This window comes from Pseudoalteromonas sp. MB47, from assembly GCF_011319765.1.
Classification (GTDB): Bacteria; Pseudomonadota; Gammaproteobacteria; order Enterobacterales; family Alteromonadaceae; genus Pseudoalteromonas; species Pseudoalteromonas simplex.
In genome coordinates this window covers 64,492-77,356 of record NZ_VFBD01000008.1, presented here as the reverse complement: position 1 = coordinate 77,356, position 12,865 = coordinate 64,492, and the positions used below count along the sequence as shown (strand labels likewise).

Here is a 12,865-nt window from a genome sequence, read left to right as displayed (position 1 = left end):
GTTTAATGTCATTACTGCTTTATCATTAAATAGGGCACAGCAATGCTTATTTGTAAGCTAATTTAAAATAAAAATAATTAGAGCATTGAAATATAAAGTTTTTATTCATTGCGACTTACAAAAAATTAATTGTTTGGGTGGGTATTTAAGGAGGGAGCTGGATAAAGTTAACTTTATCCAGCTAAAGTTTATAGTTTAAATTAGGCATCCAGTAAGTCATAGATTGACTTATCACCATTAAACAATTCAAACACTTGTGGTTTTTTCGGTGTATGTTCAGCAAGGTATAGCAGGGTATTTGCTACATCTTCACGGTTGATAACCGCATCTTGGCGCGTTGCAGGGCGCGTGGTGGTTAATCGCCCCGTTGCTGCATCATCTAATAGCGTGCCGGGTCTGACTATACTGTAATTTAACTCGCTATTGATTAAATGTTGGTCAGCCATGTGCTTTGCAACTAAATACGGTTTTATACTGCTTTCAATGTTGTCTGGGGCATCAGCACCGATTGAGCTCACCATAATAAAGTGCTTAACCTTGGCATCTACCGCATAATTAATCGCTTTAACTGCGGCCCATAAATCTATCAGTAAGGTTTTATCTGCACCTGTTGCACCACCAGATCCAGCACTAAAAATTACTTGTTCAACCCCTTCGAAGGCACGACTAAAATCGTTTTCGAGGTCTTGCTCTACAATTGTTAAATTATTACTTTCAAGCGCACTCAGCTTGCTTTTGTCTCGAACTAAAGCCACTACATCATGACCGCTTGCCAGCATTTTTTCGGTGGTCATTTTACCTATTTGACCCGTTGCGCCAATGATTAAGGTCTTCATATCAAACTCCTTCAAATTGCTGTGTAACTAAAGACCTTGGGGTGTGGATTTATTTTTAAAGGGGTACAAGCAAACTTTGAATAAAAAAGTATTATTTGGCATAGTATTGAATTAGGTACAAACTCAATTAAAAGGACTTAAAGTGAAAATATATTTTAATCTTTTGGTGGTGATAACATTAGCATTTTGCAATGCGGTATCTGCCAATCAATGGCTATCGCCTTATCCAAATAGTGAGGTTGAAAAGTCGGTTAAACTCAGTGGCGAACAGACAAAATTAATGAGCCAGTTTGATGGCAGTAAAAAGTCAGCAGAGCGATTTAGTTACACAGACTTTATTGGCGATGTTAACCACACTTTGTACGAAATAAACAATGTTGCCACTCTCAAAGTATTTGAAAACTATAAACACGCTCTACTCACAGATGGCTTTAATATTGTTTATTCTTGTCAGCTAGATGCTTGCGGTGACAGCAGTGATTTTGCAGAGGAAGTCGGTTACTTTCAGCTCTATAATTATCATCGTAAGCCTTATTATCTGCTTGCCACTAAAGGTGAAAAGCCTGAGTTTGCAGTGTCGTTATTTGTTGGCCAGTACAACAGTAAAACGCGTGTTATGAGTAGCTCAATTGCGATTATGGAGCTTGAAACAGGTCTGATACAAGCCAATACAGCTGCTTTTGCAAAACAGCAATCAAATCCAGTTACCAAAGCACCTAAAGACGATATTAGAGGCTCAAGCGATCATCCATTACTTAGCCGTTATCCTGGTAGTTTTATTGAAGACTACGAGCAAATTGATTACGAAGAATTTTCACTACCAACAGGAATATTTAACCGTAAAAACAAAGCGCTACCTGCCGAAGATGTGACAGGCGATATCACTCGTATTACTTATGAAATTAGAAAAGTATCAACCCTTAAGGTTTTTCATAACTATGTGTCTGCCTTAACAAAAGAAGGCTTTGAAACGGTATTTAGTTGCGAACGTCAAGCATGTGGTGACGACCGTAAGGCAATACAAGCACTTGGTGATCACTTGTCGGTAAAACAAGTTTATAACTATTATCGCCAGCCGCGCTATCAGTTAATGAAAAACACCATAGAAAATCAAACAACCTTTGTCGCATTTTTTGTGGGTAATTACCAAGGCACTACGCGAGTGCAACTTGTTATAATTCGAACAGAGCCTTTACAAGGAGATTTAGTTAAAACCAATCCGGATCAGGTGTTAAAGCAACTAGAGCAAAAAGGTAAAGCAGCCATTTATGGCATTTACTTTGACCATGATAAATCAGACATTAAACCTGAGTCAGCCGAGTCATTAAAAGTGATTGCGGATGTTTTAAATAAAAATAACAGCTTAAACTTGTACGTTGTTGGTCATACTGATGATAAAGGAAGCCCAGAATATAATTTAGGGTTGTCATCTAAACGAGCAAAAGCGGTTGTTAAAGCGCTCGTGAGTCAATATGGCATTAAAGAGTCGCGCTTAATTGGTTATGGTGTAGGCCCTTATGCGCCAGCTGCCAATAATAAAAACGATTTGGGTCGTCAGTTAAACCGGCGCGTAGAGCTAGTTGAGCGATTAAGTAATTAATCAAAAGGGGCTTTTTAGCCCCTTAAATTTTATTACGAATTAGGTCACGAACAATAAAGCGGGCGGGGTGAATAGCTTGACTCACGCGTTCGCTAAATGGTCTTGGTTCATTATTTAAACAAGCAATTAAATGTTCAGCACAAAGGGGGGCACTGCACAGGCCTCTTGCACCAAAGCCTGTGAGTACATGCAAGCCTTGCTGAGGTTTTGTTAACGTTTGGTACTGATAACGCTTGCCCAAGCGAAGATTAGCAAACGCGCTTACATAATCACTTTGTTCAGCCCATTCACCAGCCATAGGTAAATGGTCAATGAAGGTACACCTTACAGCTGCTTTCGCGGCTGTTATCTCACCTAAGGTCGTTGCAAACTCGCTGTCTGTGTAAAAACTTAACAGTTGTTCGCGATTGATGTGGTTGTCTTGCTCTTTAACTTCACGGCTTTTTGAGTTTTTTTCAAAGGTCGCGCCCATGCAATGATGGCCCTGATATTCAGGAGTAAAATAGCCCTTATGGCAAAGCACGGTCTTTAAGCGTTTTGACTGCTCGCTTGCTTGCACATGCGAGACTTGGCCGCGCACACCAACAACAGGTAGCGCTTGAGTTTGGCTAAACTGGTCACTGTGTTCACCTGCACAATTAATCACATCGCTAAATGGCCCGAATGTTTGCTCTTTGCTGTGTAGTAACCAGCCGTCAGCGGTTTTTTCGAGCTTTTCAATATGGCAATTAAAGTGACTGTCCATTTTATTATTGGTAGTGGCAGTTAACGAATTTGCCGCATTAAAGAGTGCTGTAACCAGGGCTGGTGGATTTACCCAGCCGCCTTTTGCAAAGAATACGCCTGAGTAACCTGTATCGACACCGGCAATTTCGTCGCCTTCTTCAGCGCTTACATTACGCATTAATTCAGCTGGCCAAAGTTCTTTATCGGCAAGGTTTTGATGTTTATCAGCTAGGCCTTGTTTAACCGCATGTTGTAATACACCACACCACTGGTGAGGGTAGTCAAAACCATCATCAAGTAATTGTTGGTATAGACGCATCGCATATAAAAAACTATGAGCGAACATTTCACTGTGCGGTGAGTTCTTCGCTTGCAAATGCGGATAAACAGCCCCTTGTACATTGTGAGAAGCGCCCATGGCAAGCGCTTCATCTTGGCAAAAAAGCGTGGCTTTTAGGCCTCTTTTTGCCAGTGAATACAGTACACTGCTACTGGCAATACCACCGCCAATAACAGCCACATTACTCAATTCACTTTGCTGATGAGCAAAATAGGCAGGCCCTGATTGTTGCTCATTAGGCTCAGTGAGCTCGCCAATCAGCATTTCGCGTTTTTTACCATAGCCTTTAGCTTTACTCATGCTAAAGCCTGCTTCGATGAGTCCTCTTCTGACAAAGCCTGCGGCAGTGAAAGTGGCGAGTGTGGCATTTGATCTTGAGATAGCCCGCATTTTGTTGAACAAACTCTGTTGCCACATATCTGGGTTTTTGCTTGGAGCAAAGCCATCTAAATACCACGCATCGACAATCCCTTCACTTGGGTAGCTCATGGCATCAATACTGTCTTGTACGTCACCAAAATAAAGGTCGAGTATTAGTTTGCCGCCAGCAAATTCAAGGCGATGACAGCCGGCCAAATTAATTGGGTATTGAGCAATTAGTTGCTCACTATATTCAGTTAAATTAGGCCAGGCTTTGAGTGCTTGAGCGAGGTCATCACGCTTAATAGGGAACTTTTCAAAAGAGATAAAGTGCAGGCGGGTAACACTTTTTTTACCACTATGGTCGTGTTGATTTTGAACTTCTTGCTCTGCATGCTGCCTATCAAGGTGAGCTGCAAAGTGTTGCCATGTATTTAAAAAGTTAAGCCCGGTACCAAAGCCTGTTTCAGCAATTGCAAAGTGGTTACGGTCATGATTTTGTAATCGTTGCGGGATATGGTTTTGTTGATAAAACACATAATGTGATTCGGCTAAGCCATCATCATTAGAGAAATAAACATCGTCAAACTGATCGGCGACAGGGGTACCAAGGTGATTAAAATGAATATGTGCGTTTTTGATCATGGTTTAACTAATTAACTACAAACTTTTTTTCATTATTTTACGTGTTTTCTTTGAAATAGTCTGGCGTTATTTATAAGCTAGACATTCAGAGTACATGTGTACGCTAGAAAGCTGACCACTTCGAGAGTAATTTCAGCGTAAAATAGAACACAATTTAGTATAGAGCTAAGGTAATTACCCATGAGAAGAGCCGTTATTACGGGCATCGGTGTTGTTTCAAGCATCGGTAACAACAAAGAAGAAGTATTAGAATCATTAAAACAAGGCCGTAGTGGTATCGCGTTCAACCAAGAGTTTGCTGACTACAACCTACGTAGTAACGTATCTGGCAAAATCGATATTGATGTTAAAGAGTTTGTTGATCGTAAAGCAATGCGCTTTATGGGCGATGCTGCTGCATACGCTTATATCTCAATGTCACAAGCGATTGCAGATGCTGGCCTTAGTGAAGATCAAGTTTCAAACGAGCGCACTGGTTTATTAGTGGGTTCAGGTGGTGGTTCATCTAAATGGCAAGTTGAAGCGGCTGACATTTTACGTGAAAAAGGCGTAAAACGTGTTGGTCCTTACATGGTACCACGTACTATGGCGAGTACGACTTCGGCGTGTCTTGCAACACCATTTAAAATTAAAGGTGTTAACTACTCACTAAGCTCTGCATGTGCGACATCTGCACACTGTATCGGTCATGCGGTTGAGCAAATTCAATTAGGTAAGCAAGACGTCATCTTTGCAGGTGGTGGTGAAGAGCTTCACTGGACGCTAGCAATGGAATTCGATGCAATGGGTGCATTGTCTACTAAGTACAATGAAACACCAGAGAAAGCATCACGTACATACGATGCAAACCGTGACGGTTTCGTTATCTCTGGTGGTGGCGGTATCGTTGTTGTCGAAGAGCTTGAGCATGCACTTGCTCGTGGCGCGCACATTTATGCAGAAATCACTGGTTACGGTGCAACGTCTGACGGCTACGACATGGTAGCTCCATCAGGTGAAGGCGCTGTACGTTGTATGAAGCAAGCAATGCAAGGTCTTGAAGGCGGTATTGATTACTTAAATACTCACGGTACTTCTACACCTGTTGGTGATGTGAAAGAGCTTGGCGCTATTCAAGAAGTATTTGGTGGTAACTCGCCAATGATCAGTGCAACCAAAGCGATGACAGGTCACGCTCTAGGTGCAGCAGGCGTTCATGAAGCAATCTTCTCGCTATTAATGCTTGAGCATAACTTTGTTGCTCCATCTATCAACATTGATGAACTAGATGAGCAAGCTGCAGGTCTAAATATTGTAACTGAGCGTAAAGACGTTGAACTAAATACAGTTATGTCTAACAGCTTCGGTTTCGGTGGCACTAACGCCACATTAGTAATGAGCAAATATAAAGGTTAAACCTCTCCAGTATTTGCTTAAAGCCGAGCAATAGCTCGGCTTTTTCATTTGTTATAAAGTCTTAGTTGTTACCTATCCGAATACTGATAAATTCGCTACAATAGCGCCACTTTCTGCCTCTCGGACACACAAATGAAAATTCTTGCAGATCAAAATATGCCATTGGTTGAGCAGTACTTTGCCGATTTTGGTGATGTTGAGCGATTTGATGGCCGTAATCTCCAACCCGAGCAGCTAGTCGGGGTCGATATCTTGTTAACCCGCTCTGTTACCAATGTAGATAAAGCCTTACTCACTCAAGCAGATAAATTAAAATTTGTGGGCACAGCAACCATAGGTGTTGATCACATTGATACCGAGTTACTTGCTGAGCGAAATATCGCATTTAGCAGCGCACCAGGTTGTAATGCTGTGGCGGTTGCTGAATATGTTATTAGCTGCTTGTATGCCTTGAGCCAAGAAAATGCCAGCTCGTTACAAGGCAAAACCATCGGCATAGTGGGTGTTGGCAGTATAGGTAGCTGTTTACGTGATAAGTTAAGCTTGCTAGGCATGAATGTATTGTTATGTGATCCACCAAAACATGAAGCCGGTGAGCTTGCAGAGCATATTGAGTTAGACACATTACTAGCCCAAGCTGATATTGTGACTTTTCACGTGCCATTGGTTAAACAAGGGCCACATAAAACCTTGCACATGCTAGACGAAACACGCTTAAAAGCACTTAAGCCGGGCATGACGATTATCAATGCAAGCCGTGGTGATGTGATTGATAACCAAGCATTGCTAGCATTGTTTGAGCAAGGCGCAAAATTAGATTGTGTGCTTGATGTTTGGGAAAACGAACCCAATATACTGACACCTCTGCTTGATTATGTACGTTATGCCAGCGTACATATTGCAGGGCATACACTTGAAGGCAAAGCCCGCGGTACACAAATGCTGTATCAGCAAGTATGTGAGCTTGAAGGCATCGCAGCGCTTAAGTCTCTGGACGATTTTTTACCAGAGCCAATTAGCCATTCTGTCACGCTAGGTGAAACCTTTAACCTAGACGATATAGGTCGCTTGGTGCACTTAATTTATGATGTGCGTCGCGACGATGGCATTTTACGCAGTAAATTAGCAAGCGAAGGCTTTGATAGTTTACGTAAGAATTACCCGCCACGACGCGAGTTTAGTACGTTGTCGGTGGCTGCCAACAGTGCATGCGAAGGCGCATTAGCTGCACTGGGATTTAGAATTAACGAATAAAGCCATTTGCTTTATTCAAAAGAGGAAAATACATGTCGCAAAAATTTAATGTAGCCGTATTAGGTGCCACAGGTTTAGTGGGTCGTCAGATTATCGAAACTTTAGAAGATCGTAAGTTTCCGGTAGACCAGTTATTTTTACTCGCAAGCAGCCGTAGTGCTGGTGAAGAAATTCAATTTCGCGGTGAGAGCATTGAAGTAATCGATGTTGAAGAGTTTGATTTTAGCCAAGCTCACATTGGTTTATTTTCAGCAGGCGGCAGTGTCTCTGAAAAATATGCACCGATTGCGGCGGACGCAGGCTGTGTGGTAATTGATAATACCTCACACTTTCGTAATGACTACGATGTGCCACTCATTATTCCTGAAGTGAATGCATCAAGCTTAGCGGATTTCAGAAACCGCAACATCATTGCAAACCCTAACTGCTCAACGATTCAAATGCTGGTGGCGTTAAAACCAATTTATGATGCTTATGGCATTGACCGTATTAACGTATCAACTTATCAAGCTGTATCGGGGGCGGGTAAAGAAGCCGTTGATGAACTAGCCAAGCAAACAGCAAACTTAATGAATGCGCGTCCGATGGATAATGCCGTTTTCCCTAAACAAATTGCTTTTAACGTGATCCCACAAATAGACAGTTTTGAAGATAACGGTTATACCCGCGAAGAAATGAAAATGGTTAACGAAACACAAAAGATCTTAGGTGATAACAGTGTTGTGGTTAACCCGACCTGTGTTCGTGTTCCCGTGTTCTTTGGTCACAGTGAAGCGATCAATATTGAAACGCGTATGCCAGTAGATATCGAACATGTGAAGCAGCTATTAAACGATGCACCAGGTGTTGAGTTTATTGAAGACTTAGCCGATTACCCAACAGCTGTGTCTGATGCAAGTGGTAACGATACAGTATACGTAGGGCGTTTACGTGCTGATATTTCGCATCCACATGGTTTAAATATGTGGGTTGTAAGTGATAATACGCGCAAAGGTGCAGCAACAAATAGTGTGCAGATTGCTGAAGAGCTTATCGCAAATTATTTATAAATCTGATGATTTAGGCTGAGCTAAATTTGACAGAAAGCGGCAATTTGCCGCTTTTTTTGTGAATTCACTGCCAAATTATTGCCGCATACGTTGTAAAAGCGTATAAACTTAACGATAACAATAAAAAAGTCTCTCAGCCGCTAATATTTAAGCTATTTACTATCAAGGTGTTGCAATAGATATTGCAAGGCAACTAAGCTATAGTTTGCAGCTGGAATAGAGCTTGCAAGAAAACATAATTAAGAATCAATTCTGCAAGAATTACTTGATGTTTAAGCAACCAAGGTTGCTGCGTTAACATTTAAAACATAAAGGATCAGCATGCGCGGTTTAGCAACACTCTTCATATTAGCGTCTGCATTGGTGGTAACACCGACATACTCTGATGAAGGCACCACACTTAAAGGCCCTAAAGGTGTCGATTATGGTGCGCAGGGGCGCTCTATTGGTCCAATTAAACCGACCGATACACTGTGGCGCATTGCCGCTAAAATTCGCCCTGACAACTCTGTAAGTATTTATCAGGTCATGCAAGCTCTGTATGACAAAAACCCATCGTCATTTTTAGACCAAAACCTTAACCATATGCGCGATGGCGCATACCTAAAAATCCCAACAATTGCTGAAATGCGCGCGGTCAATCCAACGTTAGCAAAAGCACGTTCTGAACAAGATGATGAGCTATGGGAGAAAAAGAAAAACGGCACCCTGACTACTGCTGAAATTAATGAATCGCAAAAGAAAGTAACCCAAGCCCGTAAAGTTGATGTAGACGAAGCAAAGCAAGAGCTTAAGCAAGAAATCAACACCATTAAAACAGAGCAGGGTACGCAGCTAGTTGAGCTTCAAAAGCAGTTTAAATCGTCGGTTGAAAATGTTGAAGAAATCTTAGCTGAGAACAACAAACTCAAAAAACAACTGAGTGGTATTTCTAAAGAGCTTGAAACCGTTCGCGATCAGCTTGGTCAAGACAGTGAAATTCAAAAGCAGCTAAAAGAACTGATCACTAAACAAAATGAAATCATAGAGCAGCAAAGAGCAAAAAAGATTGAAGAGGACAGTGGGTTTAGTTTTTCGAGTTTACTGAGCAACCCATTTGTTCTCGGTGCATTAATGTTTATTCCGGCATTACTGATCATTGCTGCCGTTGTGATGTTTTTGAAAAAACGCAACAGCGCCAATGATGATACAGATGCCAGCGATGACGATGAGTTTTTACCTCAAAGCCCAAGTTATAATGCTGATGATGATTTAGAACCAATTATAGAAACTGATCCACTAGTTCCTGATCCAGTCGAAGACAATGATGACTTGAGTGTGCGTTTAGATGACGACTTAGACCAAGACATGCTGCCAGATGATGACATCATTTTTGACGACAGCATTGATGATAGTTTCGATGAAGATGACAGTGTTTTAAATCAAGATGAGCTAGAAGGGCTTTTAAGTGATGATATTGAGTTTAGCGATAATTCATCTAATAGCGCTGACGATAATGATTTAGATGCATTTTTACAGCAAGATTTCGATCAAACCGATGACGACAGTTTAGGTGATGAAATAGACCTAGATAGTGAACAGTCTCCAGCAGATTCATCGGGTGATATTTTAAGTGCAGATGACATTGATGACCTATTTGATACTGATGAAGGTGACTCGTTAGATAACGCTAATGATGAAATGGCAGCGCTTAGTGAAGAGCTCGCAGAAGATGACGCTGAAGATGACTTTGACATTGATAGCTTAATTGATGAGCAAAACAATACAGATTCTAATCAAGACGTAAACCTAGACGATATTGATGACTTACTCGATGAAAATAATGATGCCTCAACAACTAACGTTGAAGCTGAACTAATCGATGAAGATGATTTCGATATCGACAGCTTAATTGATGAAGCGCAAACAGACGAGCCAGCAGCCGAAGCTAACGATGCATTAGAAAACGACGATCTTGATGATGCGCTGGATGTTGATGACATTGACTCGCTATTAGATGAAGTTCAAGACGAAGCGCCAGCCGAAGAACCAAGTGCGGATGAGCTCATCGATGAAGATGATTTCGATATCGACAGCTTAATCGATGACGCACAAACAGAAGAGCCAGCAGCTGAAGCTAACGATGCATTAGAAAACGATGATCTTGATGATGCGCTAGATGTTGATGACATTGACTCACTATTAGATGAAGTTCAAGAAGAACCTAGCGCAGACGATTTAATCGACGAAGACGAGCTCGATGATGATTTAGATGTCGATGACATTGATTCATTATTAGATGAAGCTCAGACAGAGCCTGAAGCAGAGCTTGTTGAAGAGCAGCCTGAAGAGCTTGTAGAAGAACCAAGTGCAGACGATTTAATCGATGAAGATGAGCTTGATGAAGCCCTAGATGTCGATGACATCGACTCACTATTAGATGAAGCTCAAGAAGAGCCTGAACCTGAAGAGCTGGTTGAAGAGTCAATTGAAGAACCAAGTGCAGACGATTTAATCGATGAAGGTGAGCTTGATGATGCCCTAGATGTTGATGACATTGATTCATTGCTAGATGAGACACAAGCAGAGCCTGAAGCAGAGCTTGTTGAGGAGCAGCCAGAAGAGCTTACAGAAGAACCAAGCGCAGATGACTTAATCGACGAAGACGAGCTCGATGATGATTTAGATGTCGATGACATTGATTCATTATTAGATGAAGCTCAGACAGAGCCTGAAGCAGAGCTTGTTGAAGAGCAGCCTGAAGAGCTTGTAGAAGAACCAAGTGCAGACGATTTAATCGATGAAGATGAGCTTGATGAAGCCCTAGATGTCGATGACATCGACTCACTATTAGATGAAGCTCAAGAAGAGCCTGAACCTGAAGAGCTGGTTGAAGAGTCAATTGAAGAACCAAGTGCAGACGATTTAATCGATGAAGGTGAGCTTGATGATGCCCTAGATGTCGATGACATCGACTCACTATTAGATGAAGCTCAAGAAGAGCCTGAATCTGAAGAGTTGGTTGAAGAGTCAATTGAAGAACCTAGTGTAGATGACTTAATTGACGAAGATGAGCTTGATCATGATTTAGATGTCGATGACATCGACTCATTACTTGATGAAGATGCTAGTGATGAGCAGGACTCTGACGTTGATGATGAGCTTGAAGAGCTTATTCAGCAAACAAATGAGCTGAAGCAAGACACTGAAGCGCAGATATCGGATTTAAGTCATGAACAGAGTGACAGTGCAGAGCATGATGAGAATCTACAAGAGTCGCTAGAAGATTTAGCCGATGCTGATCAAGCGGTTGATGACATGAATGTTGAATCAATTGCATCAGAGTTGGTTGATGATGCGGATGATAGTGACGAAGTTGATATCGATGAGGCGCTTAATCAAGAGTTTAATGAAGATAGCGATGAGCTATTAGATGAAGATGATAGCCTTGACGAATTTGATGACCCGTCACTGAAAAGTGTCGATGAGTTATTAAATGAAATTGGCGAAGAAGATGATTATGTTGAAGCTCCAGATTGGTCAATAGATGAACCAGAGCAAGGCATAGAAGAAGTTGAAATTGATTTAGGCGATGATCCGCTAGCAGATGAAGACCTAACTGATGAATTTGATTTAACCGCCGACGAAGAGCCGTTACAGCAAGATACCGTGACTCCTAGCCAAGAGTTGGAAGAGTATCCAGAGCTTGAGCTAGATGAAGCCGGTTTTGAATTGGATGAATCTGATGAAGACACTTCTAATGAGTTAGATGAAGATGCACCATTACAGTTAAGTCAGGCAGAGCAAGACCTTGCTAATTCATTAGCAACGGGTAATGAGCTTGATCAGCTAGACGATGATTTTGATGATGAGATCTTGCTTGATAATGAATTTACAGAAGATGATTTTCTTGATCCTGAGGACGACTTATCGGATCAATCACAGAGTGAAGCCACAACAGAGTTAACGAGCGAAGCGCCAATTGACGATGAGGTGGCTGATAGCCAAGACGAATTAGAAGAGTTCCCTGAATTCGAATTGGACGATATTGAACTTGATGATGCCCGAGAAGCTGAGCAAACATTAGCTGATATCGAGTCTAATTTAGCTGACGAGGCTGATTTAAGTGAGCTGTCAGACGATGAAATCGATGATGATTTTATGGCCGACCTTACTCAAACAGACTTTGATGCGCTGTTAAATGAACTAGCAGAGCCAGACGAAGCTGATATTGCTGATGCCAGTGAGTTCGATGTTGATTTTAATGCGCTATTAAATGAAGACTTACAGGGTGAAAGCGAACAGCCAGTTGCACCTGAAGTACAGGCATTAGATGCCGAGGAGCAACAAACTACCTCAACGGATGAGTTTGTAGATATCGATTCATTACTTGAACAAAGTGACGATGAAGCACTCGACCACGAACCTTATGATGAGGTTGATATGGATGTAGGGCTGAGTGATTTTAATGACTTACTAGCAGGTGATAACCCAACTGATGTTGATGCCGAAAGTGGTGGTTACTCAGCAAAACTGGACTTAGCTCGGGCATATATCGAAATAGACGACTTTGATGCAGCGCTCCAAGCCATTGAAGATGTTATTGCCAATGGCCCAGAGGAAGTGCAAGAAGAAGCACAATCACTTAAGGCTAAAATTAACGAGTAATAAGTAAAACTGA

Annotated in this window: 7 protein-coding genes; 5 read left to right on the top strand and 2 right to left on the bottom strand. The window is 41.7% G+C overall.

What is annotated here, in order from left to right:
• Positions 1-200: 200 nt before the first annotated feature.
• Positions 201-836 (bottom strand): SDR family oxidoreductase, encoded by a 636-nt coding sequence (locus IMPJCBKJ_RS04440; RefSeq protein WP_166338954.1) that lies wholly within the window; start codon positions 834-836, stop codon positions 201-203.
• 142 nt (positions 837-978) lie between these two features.
• Between IMPJCBKJ_RS04440 and IMPJCBKJ_RS04435 the strand changes: the two genes are divergently transcribed.
• Positions 979-2,436 carry an OmpA family protein gene (locus IMPJCBKJ_RS04435; RefSeq protein ID WP_166338952.1) on the top strand — a complete coding sequence of 486 codons (1,458 nt, stop codon included), beginning with the start codon at positions 979-981 and terminating at the stop codon, positions 2,434-2,436.
• 22 nt (positions 2,437-2,458) lie between these two features.
• Here the strand turns inward: IMPJCBKJ_RS04435 and mnmC are convergent, their stop codons facing one another.
• Positions 2,459-4,507 carry a bifunctional tRNA (5-methylaminomethyl-2-thiouridine)(34)-methyltransferase MnmD/FAD-dependent 5-carboxymethylaminomethyl-2-thiouridine(34) oxidoreductase MnmC gene (gene mnmC / locus IMPJCBKJ_RS04430; protein ID WP_166338950.1) on the bottom strand — a complete coding sequence of 683 codons (2,049 nt, stop codon included), beginning with the start codon at positions 4,505-4,507 and terminating at the stop codon, positions 2,459-2,461.
• A gap of 180 nt (positions 4,508-4,687) precedes the next feature.
• Here mnmC and fabB point away from each other — a divergent pair, with 180 nt between their 5' ends.
• From fabB to IMPJCBKJ_RS04410, 4 genes are all read left to right on the top strand, one after another.
• The gene (gene fabB, locus IMPJCBKJ_RS04425) at positions 4,688-5,902 is read left to right on the top strand and encodes a beta-ketoacyl-ACP synthase I (protein ID WP_054551681.1); all 1,215 of its coding nucleotides are present in this window, start codon (positions 4,688-4,690) and stop codon (positions 5,900-5,902) included.
• 132 nt (positions 5,903-6,034) lie between these two features.
• Positions 6,035-7,156, top strand: a complete 1,122-nt coding sequence (locus IMPJCBKJ_RS04420; RefSeq protein ID WP_054551680.1) for a 4-phosphoerythronate dehydrogenase — start codon at positions 6,035-6,037, stop codon at positions 7,154-7,156.
• Between the two features lie 32 nt (positions 7,157-7,188).
• The gene (locus IMPJCBKJ_RS04415; protein ID WP_054551679.1) at positions 7,189-8,205 is read left to right on the top strand and encodes an aspartate-semialdehyde dehydrogenase; all 1,017 of its coding nucleotides are present in this window, start codon (positions 7,189-7,191) and stop codon (positions 8,203-8,205) included.
• A gap of 321 nt (positions 8,206-8,526) precedes the next feature.
• Complete coding sequence (locus tag IMPJCBKJ_RS04410) at positions 8,527-12,852, top strand: FimV/HubP family polar landmark protein (protein ID WP_166338948.1); 4,326 nt, start codon at positions 8,527-8,529, stop codon at positions 12,850-12,852.
• The last annotated feature ends 13 nt before the right edge of the window (positions 12,853-12,865 follow it).

Bases quoted from the DNA above. Each gene is read 5' to 3' on its own strand.
- IMPJCBKJ_RS04440 (WP_166338954.1), bottom strand. From the start codon at position 836: ATGAAGACCTTAATCATTGGCGCAACGGGTCAAATAGGTAAAATGACC.
- mnmC (WP_166338950.1), bottom strand. From the start codon at position 4,507: ATGATCAAAAACGCACATATTCATTTTAATCACCTTGGTACCCCTGTC.
- fabB (WP_054551681.1), top strand. From the start codon at position 4,688: ATGAGAAGAGCCGTTATTACGGGCATCGGTGTTGTTTCAAGCATCGGT.
- IMPJCBKJ_RS04420 (WP_054551680.1), top strand. From the start codon at position 6,035: ATGAAAATTCTTGCAGATCAAAATATGCCATTGGTTGAGCAGTACTTT.
- IMPJCBKJ_RS04415 (WP_054551679.1), top strand. From the start codon at position 7,189: ATGTCGCAAAAATTTAATGTAGCCGTATTAGGTGCCACAGGTTTAGTG.
- IMPJCBKJ_RS04410 (WP_166338948.1), top strand. From the start codon at position 8,527: ATGCGCGGTTTAGCAACACTCTTCATATTAGCGTCTGCATTGGTGGTA.